The sequence below is a fragment of the Sphaerisporangium album genome (genome assembly GCF_003323745.1).
Lineage (GTDB): Bacteria > Actinomycetota > Actinomycetes > Streptosporangiales > Streptosporangiaceae > Sphaerisporangium > Sphaerisporangium album.
Map to the genome: position 1 here is coordinate 1 of NZ_QOIL01000044.1, position 15,338 is coordinate 15,338.

16 protein-coding genes are annotated in these 15,338 nt (G+C 69.5%); 6 read left to right on the plus strand and 10 right to left on the minus strand.

Features of this window, described 5'->3' with window-relative positions; translation table 11 throughout:
* From DQ384_RS39845 to DQ384_RS43910, 3 genes are all read right to left on the minus strand, one after another.
* Nucleotides 1-199 (minus strand): hypothetical protein (locus tag DQ384_RS39845; RefSeq protein ID WP_220183394.1); only part of this gene is annotated, 199 nt, incomplete at its 3' end.
* A 526-nt stretch (nucleotides 200-725) separates the two neighbouring features.
* Nucleotides 726-1,001: an isoamylase early set domain-containing protein gene (locus tag DQ384_RS39850; RefSeq protein WP_114034080.1), complete on the minus strand. Its 276-nt coding sequence runs from the start codon at nucleotides 999-1,001 to the stop codon at nucleotides 726-728.
* A 139-nt stretch (nucleotides 1,002-1,140) separates the two neighbouring features.
* Entirely contained in the window at nucleotides 1,141-1,266 is a 126-nt protein-coding gene (locus tag DQ384_RS43910; RefSeq protein WP_281274203.1) for a hypothetical protein, read from the minus strand.
* A gap of 138 nt (nucleotides 1,267-1,404) precedes the next feature.
* Between DQ384_RS43910 and DQ384_RS39855 the strand changes: the two genes are divergently transcribed.
* The 3 genes from DQ384_RS39855 to DQ384_RS39865 all read left to right on the plus strand — a co-directional run bounded on the left by DQ384_RS39855 (nucleotide 1,405) and on the right by DQ384_RS39865 (nucleotide 3,847).
* A complete protein-coding gene (locus tag DQ384_RS39855; RefSeq protein WP_181871702.1) occupies nucleotides 1,405-1,731 on the plus strand; it encodes a hypothetical protein in 327 nt (108 codons plus the stop codon).
* A 308-nt stretch (nucleotides 1,732-2,039) separates the two neighbouring features.
* Entirely contained in the window at nucleotides 2,040-3,005 is a 966-nt protein-coding gene (locus DQ384_RS39860) for an ATP-binding cassette domain-containing protein (RefSeq protein ID WP_114034081.1), read from the plus strand.
* Nucleotides 3,006-3,085: 80 nt separating this feature from the next.
* The gene (locus tag DQ384_RS39865) at nucleotides 3,086-3,847 is read left to right on the plus strand and encodes an ABC transporter permease (RefSeq protein WP_114034082.1); all 762 of its coding nucleotides are present in this window, start codon (nucleotides 3,086-3,088) and stop codon (nucleotides 3,845-3,847) included.
* 29 nt (nucleotides 3,848-3,876) lie between these two features.
* On the opposite strand, the gene DQ384_RS39870 is transcribed toward DQ384_RS39865, so the two are convergent.
* Complete coding sequence (locus DQ384_RS39870; protein WP_114034083.1) at nucleotides 3,877-4,866, minus strand: glucosyl-3-phosphoglycerate synthase; 990 nt, start codon at nucleotides 4,864-4,866, stop codon at nucleotides 3,877-3,879.
* Nucleotides 4,867-5,001: 135 nt separating this feature from the next.
* Nucleotides 5,002-6,879: a GAF domain-containing sensor histidine kinase gene (locus DQ384_RS39875; protein ID WP_114034084.1), complete on the minus strand. Its 1,878-nt coding sequence runs from the start codon at nucleotides 6,877-6,879 to the stop codon at nucleotides 5,002-5,004.
* Nucleotides 6,880-7,051: 172 nt separating this feature from the next.
* Between DQ384_RS39875 and DQ384_RS39880 the strand changes: the two genes are divergently transcribed.
* The gene (locus tag DQ384_RS39880) at nucleotides 7,052-7,711 is read left to right on the plus strand and encodes a response regulator (RefSeq protein ID WP_114034085.1); all 660 of its coding nucleotides are present in this window, start codon (nucleotides 7,052-7,054) and stop codon (nucleotides 7,709-7,711) included.
* On the opposite strand, the gene DQ384_RS39885 is transcribed toward DQ384_RS39880, so the two are convergent.
* The gene (locus DQ384_RS39885) at nucleotides 7,689-8,099 is read right to left on the minus strand and encodes a LytR/AlgR family response regulator transcription factor (RefSeq protein ID WP_220183395.1); all 411 of its coding nucleotides are present in this window, start codon (nucleotides 8,097-8,099) and stop codon (nucleotides 7,689-7,691) included. The genes DQ384_RS39880 and DQ384_RS39885 overlap by 23 nt on opposite strands.
* A 253-nt stretch (nucleotides 8,100-8,352) precedes the next feature.
* Between DQ384_RS39885 and DQ384_RS39890 the strand changes: the two genes are divergently transcribed.
* A complete protein-coding gene (locus DQ384_RS39890) occupies nucleotides 8,353-9,111 on the plus strand; it encodes a sensor histidine kinase (protein ID WP_114034087.1) in 759 nt (252 codons plus the stop codon).
* Here the strand turns inward: DQ384_RS39890 and DQ384_RS39895 are convergent.
* Entirely contained in the window at nucleotides 9,096-10,565 is a 1,470-nt protein-coding gene (locus DQ384_RS39895) for a helix-turn-helix transcriptional regulator (RefSeq protein WP_245967100.1), read from the minus strand. The two genes, DQ384_RS39890 and DQ384_RS39895, sit on opposite strands and share 16 nt — an antisense overlap.
* Before the next feature lie 368 nt (nucleotides 10,566-10,933).
* On the opposite strand from DQ384_RS39895, the gene aceA reads away from it, so the two are divergent.
* Nucleotides 10,934-12,226 carry an isocitrate lyase gene (gene aceA, locus DQ384_RS39900; RefSeq protein WP_114034089.1) on the plus strand — a complete coding sequence of 431 codons (1,293 nt, stop codon included), beginning with the start codon at nucleotides 10,934-10,936 and terminating at the stop codon, nucleotides 12,224-12,226.
* 269 nt (nucleotides 12,227-12,495) lie between these two features.
* On the opposite strand, the gene DQ384_RS42580 is transcribed toward aceA, so the two are convergent.
* From DQ384_RS42580 to DQ384_RS39915, 3 genes are read right to left on the minus strand one after another with little or no spacing between them, the layout of a single operon-like run.
* A complete protein-coding gene (locus DQ384_RS42580) occupies nucleotides 12,496-12,969 on the minus strand; it encodes a Scr1 family TA system antitoxin-like transcriptional regulator (protein WP_220183396.1) in 474 nt (157 codons plus the stop codon).
* Nucleotides 12,970-13,674 (minus strand): SDR family NAD(P)-dependent oxidoreductase, encoded by a 705-nt coding sequence (locus DQ384_RS39910; protein WP_114034092.1) that lies wholly within the window; start codon nucleotides 13,672-13,674, stop codon nucleotides 12,970-12,972.
* 2 nt (nucleotides 13,675-13,676) lie between these two features.
* Nucleotides 13,677-15,023, minus strand: a complete 1,347-nt coding sequence (locus DQ384_RS39915) for an NsdA family TPR-like regulatory protein (protein WP_147269102.1) — start codon at nucleotides 15,021-15,023, stop codon at nucleotides 13,677-13,679.
* Nucleotides 15,024-15,338 lie beyond the last annotated feature (315 nt).

A 15,338-nucleotide genomic window follows, 5' to 3' on the forward strand; every position in this document is an offset into this window, starting at 1 on the left:
AGGTGTTGATCGGGGCGCCGTCGCCGATGCAGGCGAACCAGCCCTGGTACCCGACGGTGATCTTACCGACGACGTCCCCGGGCGGGCTCGCCGCGCTCGCCGCGCTGGTCAGCGCGGACGCCAGCTGGGAAGAACCCACCGCCGCGAGGGCGGACCCGGACACTACGGACGTCATGAATCCCCGGCGCGAGACGGCCACGTGAAACTCCTTCGAGTCATGGGGGGTGGGTGGACAGCCGAATGGAGGATGGCCACCGTAAGACACGAAGCGGTAATGTCATCGCCGAATTAACATCGGACCGCCGCGTTTCATCCTGACAGAATCCGACACATGATTGCAACACTGCGACATATGTCAGTAATTCACCTGCATCGGCCCATTGGAAAAGTGGCAGCTCAGAGCGTCCAGATGGATCGCTCCACAACATCAGCCATTCCCGGCCGCCCAGGCGATGGCGTCCAGTCATCGGATCTCTGCGCCCGAACAGACGCCGGACAGATGCCGCAGCGGCGGGACCATGAGCGAACCGAGGCGGGCGGAATGGCGGGGATCCGGCCCTGAACCCGGAGCGGGTCAGGGGCCGGGCGAGAACCGTGTCAAGACCGGTTCAGGGCCGGATCGGCACCGGAGGGGATGGGGGCCGGCGGCCGGAAACGCGGTGGCCCGTCGGCCGGAGGGGTGGGGCCGGGCGGGGGTGGAAACGGGCAGCCGGATCAGCGCCGGGTCACAGCTTGATCAGGCTACCGTCGTGGTCGATGGCGTCCGCGGTCTCGTCGTCGAACCAGACACCGCCGGTGGCCAGGTAGCGGAACCGGTGGACGCCCTGGGGCAGGATCACCGAGACGGTGCGGGTGCCGTTCCTGCGGCGGCGGAGTTCGTGGCGGCCGGGGCTCCAGTCGTTGAAGTCGCCCACGACGCTCACCGCGTCGTACGGCTGGTCCAGGGGCAGCAGGAAGGTGATGCGGGTCTTACGGCCGAACAGGTGGTTGCGCTTGAGCATGAGGGGGCCTCCCGAGATCGTGACACCCTAAGCCTTGCGTCGCCCGCTTTGTCGCGTATGCGGACACGCGATCCGTAACACGGTGTTCACTTGAATTTCTGCCCCACGCGTGCGCGCTCGACACGACCAGGCGCGACGCTCACCCGCGGACGTCGACGTGACGCGTCCACCGGCGCGTCATCACGTCCCCGCCCTCCTCGACGGTGCGCGACACGGGCGCCTCCGCCACCGGACGGCGCGTCAGGGTCTGACGTCCGTCTTGCACGGCGCTCCCGCCGGGCATGACAGGAAGCGGTCAACGCCGCGGTGACTTGCTGCCTGGCATCCATCTGGCAGGCGGGTCCCGATTTCCGCACAGTTGAAGGTGCGGGCACCATCAGGGGCCGAAGCAGAGGATGCAGCCATGTTGGTCGTGTTGACGATGCGCCGCGCCGCGGGACGGCCGTCGGAGGGTTCGGCCGTCGACGGCATCCGGATCCTCGCGCTGTTGCCGAGGCAATGGCGCAAGGACCTCACGCAGGCGGCCGGGTACATCGCCATCCGGATCCAGACCGACGAGGACGTGACGACGGCACAGGTCCGGGCGCAGGTGACCGCGATCCTCGCCAACCCCGAGCTCGGGCCCTGGGAGCTGCTCTCCTGCGAGACCCTCGCCCTCGGTCACCGGGGCGCGGACCGCCCGCCGGCCGCCGGGCCCCGCCGCCCGCGCCAGCGGGCCGAGTGGAACTGATCTTCCTCCGCGGGTTCCGGAGCGGGCCGGACGGAAGGCTCGCCAAATAATTTTCCGAAATATCGCCCGACGCGGCAAAGGCCGAGGCAGACGGGGTTACGACAGCGCGATCCGCGTGTTCCCCTGGCGTCGCCCGCGGGGGCCGGAAAATACGTTTGCGCAGGTCAGCGCCGTATGTGAACGTCCATTACACGTTTGCCAGATCGCGACGGCGTCCCTGAAGATGAATCCACTCCGACAGAGCCCCCGAGCAGGGGTTTGTTCGTCGTGCTCGCACACCGCCCGTCCGAACCCCCGAGGAGGGGACGATGATCCATGCCCGCGCGCTGACCCGCCGATTCAAGATCAAGGGAGGAGAGGTCGAGGCGGTGCGCGGCCTCGACCTCGACGTCGAGCCCGGCACCCTGGTGGCCTTTCTCGGCCCGAACGGCGCCGGAAAGTCGACCAGCCTGCGCATGCTCACCTCGCTGCTGCCGCCGACCTCGGGCACCGCCGTCGTCGCCGGCCACGACGTCGCGTCCGACCCGGCCGGGGTCCGCAGGAACATCGGCTACGTCGGGCAGAAGAACGGCGCCGGCGAGAACTTCCGCGTCCTGGACGAGCTGGTGACGCAGGCCCGCTGCTACGGCCTCACCCGCGACGAGGCGCGCCGCCGGGCGCGGGAGGTCCTCGACATGCTGGAGCTGACCTCCCTGGCCACACGCAAGCCCGGCACGCTGTCGGGCGGGCAGCGCCGCCGCCTCGACATCGCCCTGGGGCTCGTCCACCGGCCGGGCCTGCTGTTCCTCGACGAGCCGACCACCGGCCTGGACCCGCAGAGCCGCGCCGACGTCTGGGGGCACATCCTGCGACTGCGCGAGGAGCACGGCACCACCCTCTTCCTGACCACGCACTACCTGGAGGAGGCCGACAGCATGGCCGAGCGGGTCGTGATCATCGACCACGGCCGGGTCATCGCGGACGGCACCGCCGCCCGTCTGAAGACCGACCTCGCCGGGGACCATGTCACGCTCACCCTCCGCGATCCCGGCGACACCGCGAGGGCCACCGCGATCGCCACCCGCCTCGAAGCGCCGGGCGAGGCCGCCGCCGAGGGCACGACCGTCCGGGTACGGGTGCCCCGGGCGGACGTGGCCCTGCCGCGGCTGCTGCGGGCGCTGGAGGCCGAGGGGGTGGAGGTCGCCGCCGCCGAGACCGCCAGGCCGACCCTGGACGACGTGTTCCTCACGCTCACCGGCCGCAGCCTGCGCGAGACCGACGGGGACGGCGCGTAGAACACCCCGCCCCCGCACCTCCCGCACCTTCCCCACTCTCCGCCTCCCGGCCTCCCCTCCCGGGCACCGAAAGGATCCCCATGAGCCCGCAGTTCGCCCGTGACACCGTCACGGTGTTCTCCCGTGAGATCGCGCCCGTGCTGCGCGAACCCGTCATGGTCGTCTTCGCCATGATCCAGCCCCTGCTCCTGCTGTTCCTCTTCGGCCCGATGCTGGCGGGCACCCAGGACTTCGGCGGCGCGCAGACCCCCTGGCAGTGGTTCGTCCCCGGCATCCTGATCATGATGTGCCTGAGCGGCCCGATGCTGGCGGGGTACTCCCTACTGGTCGAGCTGATGGGCGGCTCGATGGAGCGGATGCTGGTCACGCCGCTGAACCGCACGGCGATGCTGGTGGGGCGTGTCCTGAAGGAGTTCGTGATCCTCCTGGCCCAGGCCGTGCTGATCATCGGGCTGGCCGTGCCGCTGGGCTTCCGGCCGTCGCCGGCGGGCGTGCTCGCGGGCCTGGTGCTGCTGATCGTGTTCGGCACCGGGCTCGGGGCGTTCTCGTTCGTCCTCGCCATCGCGTCCCGCCCGGACGGCACCCTCTTCTGGGGTGTCACCCAGATGGTCTTGTTCCCGTTGATGCTGCTGTCGGGCGTGCTGCTGCCGACCGAGCTCGGGCCCGGCTGGCTGCGCGCCGCCGCCGCGGTGAACCCGGTCTCCTACATCGTCGAGGCCGAGAGGGCGCTGTTCGCCGGGAGGCTCGTGAACCCGCCGGTGCTGTACGGGGTGATCGCCGCGTGCGCGATAGGGGCGGCCGGGCTGTTCTTCGGCACGCGGGCGATCCGGCGCGGTGTCTGAGGGGATGGAAGGTCTTCGTGGACGCCGTGTCAGCGAGGCCCGCGTCCCCCGGCGGGCGGCCGGGAGGCGGCGTACTCGGGGATGGTCAGCATGGGCGGGCGCTCGCCAACCGACACGTCCCTGACGGCCGGGACGTGCCCGGCCTCGCCCCGGCGGAACTGCGTCAGCTCGGCCGCCGGGACGTGCAGCGGGACGATCTTGCACTGGCGGTCCAGCCGCGACCAGGCGGTGTGCATGATCTGGCCCGCCATGACGCCGAGGGCGTCGGTCGGCTGGTGGGAGTGGACGCGCCGCCCGATGTCCACCTGCGCGAGCGCGCCGAGCCCCTCCTGGTCGAGCAGGTCAATGAGAAGGCCCAGCTCGACGCCGTACCCGGTGGTGAACGGCACGCGTTCGAGCGCCGCGCGGCGCCCGGCGTACTCCCCGGCGAGGGGCTGGACGAACCCGGCGAGCAGCGGCCAGTGGAGGTTGAGCATCGGCCGGGCCACCAGCTCGGTCACGCGCCCGCCCGCGCCCTGCGCCTCTCGCAGCGGCCGGTCGTAGCAGCCCTTGACGTAGGCGACGGCCGGGTCGGCCAGCAGTGGGCCGAGGAGCCCGGTGACGAAGGAGGTGCTGAACTCGCGCAGGTCGGCGTCGACGAAGACCAGCAGGTCACCGGTGGTCACCGCGAGGGACTTCCACAGCACGTCGCCCTTGCCGTCCATGGGGCCGAGGGCGGGCAGGATCTCGTCCTGGGTGAAGACCTTCGCCCCGGCGCGGACGGCGCGCTCGGCGGTGCCGTCGGTGGAACGGGAGTCGACGACGATCAGCTCGTCGACCAGGGGGACGGCGTCCTGGAGGTCACGCCGGATGGCCGAGACGATCTCGCCGACCGTCTCCGCCTCGTTCCTCGCCGGCAGCACCACGCTGATCGTGGTGGTCGCCCCGCCGCGCCGCTTGGCGGCGAGCAGGTCGCCGACGGGCCAGTCCGCCGCGGCGGACGTACGCTCGCGCAGCCAGACCTCCACCTCAGGCAGCACGCGCGATCCCTCCGTCGCCTCCGGCGCACCGGATTTCCCCGGCCCGATCACTCTATGCGGACCCCGACGGCCCACGCGCCGGCCATGGCGTTTCGTGCCGGAGCCCGGGGTAACCGGGGTAACCGGGGTTGGTGGTTACAGCATCGGCCCCGCGCGTCGTCCCGCGGGTGGTTCCCAGTCCGAGGCCGCCGGAATGCGGGCGCGCAGGCACGTGCCGCCGCCGATGGGGCTGGTGATCTCCAGGGCGCCGCCGAGGGCCTCGACGCGGTCCTTGAGCCCGATCAGCCCCGACCCCTGGCGCGGGTCGCCGCCCCCGGCGCCGTCGTCGTGGATCGCGAGCTCGGCCATGCCGTCGAGGACCCGCAGCCGGACGCCGGCCACCGACGCGTGCGCGTGCTTGGCGACGTTCGTCAGCGCCTCCGACACGATGAAGTAGATCGCGACCTCGACCCGCTCGGGCAGGCGCCGCACGCCGTCGATGTCCAGCTCGACGGGCACGGACGAGCGGCGCGCGAGCGTCCTGAGGGCCGGTTCGATGCCGCCCATGGACAGGATCGCGGGGTGCAGGCCCCGGGAGATCTCCCGCAGGTTCTCCACGACGTCCCCGAGCCCGTTCACGGCGTGGTCGAGCCGTCGCCGCAGGTCGCCGCAGCCGGGCGGAACGGCCAGCGCCGCCGTGCGCAGCTCCAGCGCCACCGAGACCAGGTGCTGCTGGGTGCCGTCGTGCAGGTCGCGCTCGATGCGGCGGCGGGTCTCGTCGGTGGCGGCGACGACGCGGGCCCGGGAGGCGGCGAGCTCGGCGAGGCTGTCCGCGTTCGCGACGGCGGTGGCGACCAGCTCGGTGAAGTCCATCATGCGGTCCTCGGCCTCCTCGGGATCGGACTGGGCCGAGGCCGAGAAGGCGATCACCGTGCCCCACAGGTGCCCCTGCACCATCACCGGGCAGCCGGTCGCGCACTTGAGTCCCTGACTCCGCGCCCAGCGGCTGATCCCCCCGGCGATCCCCGGGTCGCTGAGCACGACCCGCGCGGGCCGGCCGGTCCGCGAGACCAGGTCCGGAACGGTGCCCTGGCCGACCCCCCAGCGCGAGCCCAGGCGCAGCGCGGGCGGCGTCCGCCCGCCCCTCCAGGAGCCCACCAGGGTGACCTGGGCGTCCGGCTCGAACCGGGTGACCGCGATGTACTCCGCGCCCACGATGCGGCCGATCTCACCCGCGACCGCCTGGAAGATCTCCTCCGGGGAGATCCCCTGCGCGACGAGCGTCGCCACGCGGCGCAGGGCTCCCTGCACCTCGGCGATGCGGCGCAGATCGTCGCGGCTCGCCTCCAGGGCGTTCACGATGGCCTCGCGTTCGCGGGCCGCCGCCACCAGGGACTCCAGGGCCGGGACGATCCGCCGGCGCAGGCGGCGCAGCGTGGACGGGGGGACCCCGGGCGGGAGGACGAGCGTCCCGAGGACGGTCGAGCCCTCGCGCAGCGGGAACACGGTGCGGCCCTCGCCGGGGACGAGCTCCTCGGGGATGACGGTCGCGTAGGGCAGTTCCAGGGCGCGGGCCAGGCGCTCGGATGCCTCCGGCAGGGCCGAGCGCAGGTCTCCGGCCCTCAGCAGCAGGTGAGCCTGCTCGGCGGCGAGGTCGGCCTCCGCCTGCCGGGCGTGGGCCTCGGCGGCCGACGCCCGGGCGACGCCCGTGATGGAGCCGGCCAGCACCCCGACGATGAAGAAGATGGGCAGGATGATCAGCTCCGTGGCGTCGTTGACGGGCCACAGATAGAGGAAGTGGTAGACGGCGGCGCTCAGCAACGCGGTGGCCATCGCCAGCCCGAGCCCCCAGATGGTCGAGACGAGCAGGACGCCGAGCAGGTAGACCACGCCGAACGCCGTCGGGGGCACGTAGTCCTTGATCAAGTAGATCAGGGCGCTCTCGACCACCACGCAGGCCACGCTGACCCCGAGGCCGAGGGCGTAGGAGGGGCGTGACGTGCGCAGGAGCGAGGCGATGATGCCCTCGGGCACTCTGTGAGTCTACGCCCGCCCCCCAACGGCAAGAGCACCGCTCTGCCGGACATTTGCCCTGGTTGAGGCACGTTTCAGGGCGAACCTTGCCATTCGCGGAAGCCCGTCCCGTTACGCTGGGCAATGGCACGTGTTCAAACCCGCTTAAAGGGGCGACTCCGGGGCGAGAGCGATGGGCGGATCAGGCACGCGGATAGCCCTCGCGGAGGACGATGTCCTGCTTCGCGAGGGGATAGCCTCCCTGCTGGAGGCGGCGGGATACGACGTCGTCTGCCGGGCGGGTGATGCCGCCGAGCTGCTGACCTTCGTCCGCGACAGCGCGCCCGAGCTGGTCATCATCGACATCCGGATGCCGCCGACGTGCACCATGGAGGGCTTGGAGGCGGCGCGCGAGATCCGCGAGGACCACCCCAAGGCCGGGATCCTGCTGCTGTCGGCGCACGTCGAGGTCGACCACGCGATGGAGCTGCTCGCCACCGGCCAGCGGGTCGGCTACCTGCTGAAGCACCGGGTGGCCAGCGTGACCGAGTTCATCGAGACGATCGAGCGCATCCTCGCCGGCGACTCGGTCGTCGACCCGGCGCTGGTGCGCGAGCTGTTCTCCGCGCGCCACCGCGAGGATCCCCTGGAGCAGCTCACGCCCCGCGAGCGCGAGGTGCTCGCCCTGATGGCCGAGGGCCGGTCGAACGCCGGGATCGCCCACCGGCTGTGGATCGCCGAGGGGACCGTCGAGAAGCACGTCAGGAGCATCCTCACGCGGCTACGGCTGTCGGAGACCGAGGACGACCACCGGCGCGTGCTGGCGGTGATCACTTTCCTGGAGCGGCGCTAGCCCCGCCGAAACCGTCCTCGGCGGTCTCCGCGTAAAGGATGGCGCGGATCGCGCTGCCGGACAGACCGGACTTGGGGAGGAACGCGACGGCCGGGCTGGAGGCGATCATGTCGGAGAAGTCCCTCTCCGCGTACGTCGAGATGAGGATGACCACCGGCGGCTCGGCCGAGGCGGTGTCCGCGAGCCGCCGTGCGAGCTCGAACCCCAGCTCCTCCCCCAGGCTGATGTCGACGAGCGTCACGTCCGGGCGGAGCTCGTCGAAGCGCCGCAGGGCCTCGGCGGACGTCGACGCAACGCCCACCACCGTGATCTCCTCGCACTCGAGCAGTTCGCAGGCGGCGGCGAGGAACTGGTCGTTGTCATCGACGATCAGACACTGCACAGCCACCCTTCAAGGATTCCAGCAGCCGCCCCGGCTGGGCATTGCAGCTAGCTGACATATCGGCGGTGACGGTGGCATGGGGGCCCGGGTGGGTGCTGCCCGCGATGACACGGGGGCGACCAGAGCGGCATCGTGGAGGGGTACGGCGCGCTGTATACCGTGTATACCTAAAGTGTATACCGTATACGATACGAGGAAAGGGTGACGATCCATCGCACGCGCGACATCCACGATTGAGCGGGAGGATCGTGACACGGCCATGACCCAGCACCACGGGGGTGAGCGGGCGGCGGACATCCGCCGCCGGGCCCGTGACGGCGGCGTGGACTCCCCGCGGCCGGAACCTCTGCTGGAGCAGCAGCGGCAGTTCATCGCGGACGCCTCCCACGAGCTCTGCACCCCCGTGGCCGGGCTGCGTGCCCAACTGGAAGAAGCGCAGATGCACCCGGACGAGACCGACCTGCCGACCCTGCTGAAGAGCGCCCTGCGGGACGTCGACCGGCTGCAGGCGATCGTCACCGACCTGCTCCTGCTCGCCCGCCTGAAGGGCCAAGTCGCCGAGCGCGAGCCCGTGGACCTGGCCGAGCTGGTCCGCTGGCAGCTCTCCGCCCGCGAGGACAGGCGCGCGGCACGGATGGCCGCCGACCCGGGCGTGACGGTGTCGTGCGTGCCGCACCAGATCGCGCGGCTGGTCAACGCGCTGCTCGACAACGCCGATCGCCACGCCACCGGCACGGTCTGGATCGAGGTGCGCGGCAACGGCACGTCCGCCGAGCTGGTCGTGGCCGACGACGGCGCGGGCATCACCGGCGCCGACCGCGAGCGGGTGTTCGAGCCGTTCGCGCGCCTGGACTCCGCGCGCAGCCGCGATCGCGGGGGCACCGGCCTCGGCCTGGCCATCGCCCGCGACATCGCCCACGCCCACCAGGGGACGCTCGACGTCGAGGACTCCCCGGGCGGCGGCGCCTGTTTCGTGCTCCGGCTGCCGACCGTCCTCAGGTCTCACCCGCCGGCGTGACGTTCCAGGAAGGTGTAGACGTCGGCCTCGTCCACGCCCGGGAACGAGCCGGGAGGCAGGGCGGCCAGCACGTGGGAGTTCGCGCGGGCCGACGGCCAGGCGTAGCCCTCCCAGCGCTGGGTCAGCTCGGCGGGCGGGCGGCGGCAGCACTCGCCCGACGGGCAGTTCGACCGGGTCCTGGTCGTGGTCTCCCGGCCGCGGAACCAGCGGGACTCGCGGTAGGGCACGCCCAGCGTGATCGCGAAGTCGCGCTCCTGCGAGGGGTCGACGTGCGCCACGCAGAAGTACGTCCCGGTCGGCGAGTCGGAGTACTGGTAGTGGACCGAGAACCGGTCCGGCGAGAAGAACACCTGGCGGCCCGCCCAGCGCAGGCACATGCGCTGGCCCTCGATCGCGCCCCTGGCGTCGGCGGGGAAGATGATCCCGTCGTTCTCGTACGCCTTGTAGATGATGCCGCCCGCGTCGTTGCGCACGAAGTGGCAGGTCAGATCGAGGTGGTGGGTGGCCAGGTTGGTGAAGCGGTGCGCGGCCATCTCGTAGGAGACCGCGAACACGTCGCGCAGGTCCTCCACCGACAGCGCCCGGTCCTGCTTGGCCTCCCTGAGATAGGGGACGGCCGCGGCCTCGGGCACCAGCAGGGCTCCGGCGAAGTAGTTCGCCTCGGTGCGCTGGCGCAGGAAGTCGGCGAAGTCGCGCGGCCTGTGGTGGCCGAGCGCCAGGTGGCCGAGCGTCTGGAGCAGGATCGTGCGCGGCGTGTGCATGCCGAGCTGCTCGTTCTTGACGTAGATGCGCCGGTTGCGCAGGTCGGTGATCGACCGTACCGAGCGGGGCAGGTCCTGGGCGGTCTGGACGGCGTACCCGTAGTGGGTCACCAGCGCCTGCACGGTGCCCTGGGACAGCGCGCCGGTGCGGTAGCCGACGGCGGCCAGGGCCTCGGAGGCGGCGTTCTCGATCTCGGCGAAGTAGTTGTCCTGCTCGCGCTGCTTGCGGCGCAGCTCGGCGTTGGCGGCCCTGGCCTCCTCCGGCGTGGCCGTGCCCCTGGCCTCGCGGGCGCGCAGCTCCTCGTACAGGCCGAGGATGTGTTCGAGCACGTCGTTGGGGACCCGCGCGGAGACCTTCAGCCGGGGCAGACCGAGCGAGGCGTAGATCGGGTCGCGCTGGGCCTCCTCCAGGGCGATCTCCAGCTGGGCCCTGCGGTTCGGGGCCTGACGGCGCAGCAGTTCCTCGACGGGGACGGACAGGGCCGTGGCCAGCGACTTCAGCAGTGACAGCTTGGGCTCGCGCTTGCCGTTCTCCAGCAGGGAGAGCTGGCTCGGGGCGCGGCCGACGCGGTCGCCGAGCTCCGACAGGGTGAGGCCGCGCTGCTTGCGCAGGTGTCTCAAACGCTGGCCGAACGCCAGGAGGTCGAGCTCCTGTGTCAAAGACAGCGGTTCTTCTCCCACCAAAGACGCCATAGCACGATCCTAGGCGCAATTTCCACAGATCTTCCACCCGGCGCACCGGGACGCCGCCGTACGGCCGATCCCGGGGCGACGCGGCCCGAGTCATGGGGTTCTTGGTACTTCAGCGGATCACATCGGCCGAGCGAAATCTCCTGGTTTGTCGGGATAAATGCCGATATAGCGCGCGAGCGGCGGGTGACATGGATCACATGGATTGGTCTAGTCCATAGGGAAAAGTTTGCATTTCTTGCCAATGAAATACCGGCCAGTATTCTCCTCAGCCGAAACTTCTGACATATTTCACGCGACCTGTCTTGAGAACGATCGCCCATCAGTCGCAGACTCGAACCAAGCACCCAGGGGACGCCAAAGGAGTCAAAATGAGTGATCGCCTCAAGGGAGCTGCAGACGAGCTGCGGCGAGAGTGGGAGACCAACCCGCGCTGGAGGAACGTCGAGCGGACCTACACGGCCGAGGACGTCGTCCGCCTGCGCGGCTCCGTCCAGGAGGAGCACACCCTCGCCAGGCTCGGCGCCGAGCGCCTGTGGTCCCTGTTGCACACCGAGGACTACGTGCACGCGCTGGGCGCCCTGACAGGCAATCAGGCGGTGCAGCAGGTCAAGGCGGGGTTGAAGGCCATCTACCTGTCCGGCTGGCAGGTCGCCGCCGACGCCAACCTGGGCGGCCAGACCTACCCCGACCAGAGCCTCTACCCGGCCAACTCCGTGCCCGCCGTGGTGCGCCGCATCAACAACGCGCTGCTGCGCGCCGACCAGATCACCTGGTCGGAGGGCGACACCCGGGCGCCGCACTGGCTCGCGCCCATCGTGGCCGACGCCGAGGCCGGATTCGGCGGCGTGCTGAACGCCTTCGAGCTGATGAAGGGCATGATCGCCGCCGGCGCCGCGGGCGTGCACTGGGAGGACCAGCTCGCCTCGGAGAAGAAGTGCGGCCACCTCGGCGGCAAGGTGCTGATCCCGACCGGCCAGCACATCAAGACCCTCAACGCCGCCCGCCTCGCCGCGGACGTGTGCGACGTGCCGACCCTGGTCATCGCGCGGACCGACGCCCAGGCCGCGACGCTCCTGACCAGCGACGTCGACCCCCGCGACCAGGCGTTCGCCACCGGCGAGCGCACGGCCGAGGGCTTCTACCGGGTGCGTAACGGCGTGGACGCGTGCGTCGCGCGCGGGCTGGCCTACGCGCCGTACTCCGACCTGCTGTGGATGGAGACCTCCACGCCCGACCTGGACGTGGCCCGGCGCTTCGCCGAGGCGATCAAGGCCGAGTACCCCGACCAGATGCTCGCCTACAACTGCTCGCCGTCGTTCAACTGGAAGCAGCACCTCGACGACTCCGCCATCGCCAAGTTCCAGCGCGAGCTCGGCCAGATGGGGTACCACTTCCAGTTCATCACCCTGGCCGGCTTCCACTCGCTGAACCACTCGATGTTCTCGCTGGCCCGCGGGTACGCCGAGGAAGGCATGACGGCCTACGTCGCCCTGCAGGAGGAGGAGTTCGCCGCGGAGTCCAACGGCTACACCGCCACGCGCCACCAGCGCGAGGTCGGCACCGGCTACTTCGACCTGATCAGCACCGCCGTCGCGCCCGACTCCTCGACGGTCGCGCTGAAGGGCTCCACCGAGGCCGAGCAGTTCGCCCCGTCGCACTGAGCTCAGCCACCGACACCGAGCCACCGAACAACTGAGCAGCCGAGCGACTGAACAACTGACCAGCGGCTTAGCGACCAACCGCTGAGCAACTCAACGGCCGGCCTACGGCCGCGCGCAGCGCCCGCGCCCCACGAACCCGCGGGCCCGTCCGGTAAAGATCCGCTTTGGGCGGCGGCCCCCTCCGGACGGGCCCGCGTGGCATGCCCAACGACCCCGCGCCCCCCGGCCTGCCCCGCCAGGCAGGGCGGGGGCTCACGGCATCGGCGGCCCTACTGGAAGTCGAACTCGTCGGCCCGGACGCCGGCCAGGAAGGCGTCCCACTCGGCTCGGGTGTAGACAACCGATCGACTCGACTGGATCAAGCGATAGCTCTCGAATACGACGCACTTCGATTTAAGCCGTTCTACTTCGTCCGCTTCAACATAGATTCCGCCCGCAGGAGTGTCTATGAAGGCCACATCCGGGTAAGGCTCGGGCAACTCGAAGATCATGAAAGCACCCTCAGGGGTGACGTGAGCACCACAGGCGTACGGCAGCACCCTGATATCGACGGCCGGGGCCTCGCTATCGTCGCCGACCTCTCGTCCCGACGGGGCTTCGAACGTCGGCCCTCCGGCACACTGGTCTGGTTCTAACTCGCCCAGCCATCCCCTGACCGACGGCGGCAGGCCCCCGACGGTTCCTGTGGTGCCATTCTGAGTGAGCGTGGATGCCGGATGTCCCGGGCGGGCGCCATCGTACATTCACCAGTCCAACGGCTCGCGCTCATAGAAGAGGCCTCCCGTGGGGCCATCGACGGGAAGAGTCGCGAGCCAGATGGCCGTTTCCGCGCCCTCCTCGGGAGTACGTTCGGTCTCGCCATAGGCGATCCGGGTGTTGACCCTGCCGGGTGAGGCCGCATTGACCAGGACTCCCGTGCCGGCCAGTTCGGCGGCGAGTATGCGGGTAAGGGCATTGAGCCCAGCCTTGGACACCCGGTAGGAGACGTTGGTCCCGGCCATCGTGCTGATGCTGCCAAGATGACTCGAAATGTTGACGATGCGGCCGTAGCCGTTGCGGCGCATTTCGGGAATGGCCGCGGCGCAGCAACGCCAGGCACCCAGCAGGTTCGTCTCCAGGGTCGCATGGACCTTCTCGAAGTCCGGGCCGGACGCCGGTTGACCGCGGTCTATGGCCACACCGGCGTTGTTCACCAGGACGTCTATACGTCCGAGGCTGCCGGCCACATCGGCGAAGCAGCGGGCGACGCTGGCCGGGTCGGTGACCTGGAGCTGGTGCGCCGAAGCTGTGAAACCCTGTCCGGTGATCTCATCAGAGGCCTCGTAGGCGGCTCGCTCGTCTCTGGCACCGACCACCACGTGCAGACCTCGTTCGGCGAGCCCGGTGGCGATGGCCCGTCCCAATCCACGGTTGGCTCCGGTCACGACCGCCACTCGCTGCAGGATCATGTTCACCCCGTCGGAGAGGTAATGGAGTTCAGGTGCTCGTCCAGCTCGCGGCGAGCCGCGCTCGCAGGGAGCCGGTTGCGCACGGTCAGCAGACGATCAACATTACGCCGGGAGGGCGCCTGTTGGACAAGGGAAACAACACCCGCCAATAGCGCTGCCGCCTCTTCTACGTTTCCCAGGCCGCGCTGTGCGTCGGCGCGGCGAGTCAAGTAGGTGGCCCTGTCGCGGACCTTTGTGCGAGGGAGTCGTTCAAGCGCCGAGGTCAGGTGGTCATCCGCATGGCGCCCCCAGCCCAGGTCGAGGTAACAGCTGCCTGCCTGAGCGTGAAATTCAGCTTCGTCGAAGTAACCGATGAAAGCGGGATCGTCTTCGCTGAAGCCCAAACCGATCAGCTTGTCGGCCGCGGCTATGAGCCGTTCGCACTCACCGGCCTCTCCCATCGCGGCACGCGCACGGGCTTCTCTCAACGCGAGCATCGCAGCCGTGCGAGGCGTCACCTGCCCGACTCCTTCGCGAGCGCATTGTGCCATCCTCAGTGCCTCTCCGAAGCACCCGAAGTCATGGCACTGCAAACTCATGGACTTGAGGATGTTGGCGCCCTGAACGCGATCGCCTGCCGCATGTGCGGCGTGTACCGCGGCCACCCAATAGCGTTGAGCGGCCGAATGCAATCCCGCGTCGAAGCAGGCGAAACCCGCCACACGGCCGAGCTCGGCGGCCAGGGCGTGCAGCCTGCGTGCGACCCCGGAGGTGTAGGAGGATTTGCTGAGCACTTCATTGACCATGCCAAGTTCCGCATCGAGGAGGCGGCATGCTCTCTGGCCACCGTAGGCGGCCTCAAGCAGGCGCAGGCGGGGAAGCCCGGCCTCCATCTGGTCGACGAAGTCATCCCCGATCCTCCCACCGTAGAAGGTGGCGCTCGCTTCCGCCGGTTCTACGTTCATCCATACCTCGGCGAATCCCGTAAGCGTACAGCCGGTCAACCGCATGAACCCTCTGCGATCTGGCAAGGCGTGTCTGAGAGCGTCTTCGACGGCGAACATACTTCCGTCTCCGTTCCAGGGGAAATCCAATCGGATTGGATCCCCGTCAGGCAACCATTCGGGCCAGGGAATCAAGTCGAGCTTCTCCGGCGCCACATCGAGAATCTCTGCGAGCGCTAGCTGGGTTTCACGATCGGGGACTATTCCCCAATGTTCCCATCGCCATGCTTTCTCTCGGCGTCTGGCCATGTTCCCGACCTGGTCCGCGATCATGTCGACGAGGTCCTGGTAGGTCCAGCCGCGTTGAGCACGAATATAACTTAACGGATGCGCAAGAATCGACGCTTCTCGTGACAGATCACCCATTCGTCGAGGCATGGCCATCTCCTCCCATGTGGCACTTCGACCATTGAAACTCGACACATAGGTCCTGCATCACGTGTTCCAAGCCGAGAGACAACAGCGAGACTACGGCGAAAGACTCTCTTACAAGCAAGCTGACTGCTTGTCTTGACTCAGAACGCGACGAGGGAGGCTCCGCCGCCCGAACGACGGGGAGTGTCAATTTAACGGCTGATCTTGGTTGTTGAAGTGGTTAGAGGTTGGCGGGGGTAAGGCGGCCTTCGAAGGCGATCTGGAAGGCGTTCAACGGCGCCTTCCAGCGCATGGTCCATCGCTTGC

Coding starts and splice junctions, on each gene's coding strand:
- DQ384_RS39850 (WP_114034080.1), bottom strand. CDS start 1,001: ATGCTCAAGCGCAACCACCTGTTCGGCCGTAAGACCCGCATCACCTTC.
- DQ384_RS39855 (WP_181871702.1), top strand. CDS start 1,405: ATGTTGGTCGTGTTGACGATGCGCCGCGCCGCGGGACGGCCGTCGGAG.
- DQ384_RS39860 (WP_114034081.1), top strand. CDS start 2,040: ATGATCCATGCCCGCGCGCTGACCCGCCGATTCAAGATCAAGGGAGGA.
- DQ384_RS39865 (WP_114034082.1), top strand. CDS start 3,086: ATGAGCCCGCAGTTCGCCCGTGACACCGTCACGGTGTTCTCCCGTGAG.
- DQ384_RS39880 (WP_114034085.1), top strand. CDS start 7,052: ATGGGCGGATCAGGCACGCGGATAGCCCTCGCGGAGGACGATGTCCTG.
- DQ384_RS39890 (WP_114034087.1), top strand. CDS start 8,353: ATGACCCAGCACCACGGGGGTGAGCGGGCGGCGGACATCCGCCGCCGG.
- DQ384_RS39895 (WP_245967100.1), bottom strand. CDS start 10,565: ATGGCGTCTTTGGTGGGAGAAGAACCGCTGTCTTTGACACAGGAGCTC.
- aceA (WP_114034089.1), top strand. CDS start 10,934: ATGAGTGATCGCCTCAAGGGAGCTGCAGACGAGCTGCGGCGAGAGTGG.
- DQ384_RS42580 (WP_220183396.1), bottom strand. CDS start 12,969: ATGTACGATGGCGCCCGCCCGGGACATCCGGCATCCACGCTCACTCAG.
- DQ384_RS39910 (WP_114034092.1), bottom strand. CDS start 13,674: ATGATCCTGCAGCGAGTGGCGGTCGTGACCGGAGCCAACCGTGGATTG.
- DQ384_RS39915 (WP_147269102.1), bottom strand. CDS start 15,023: ATGGGTGATCTGTCACGAGAAGCGTCGATTCTTGCGCATCCGTTAAGT.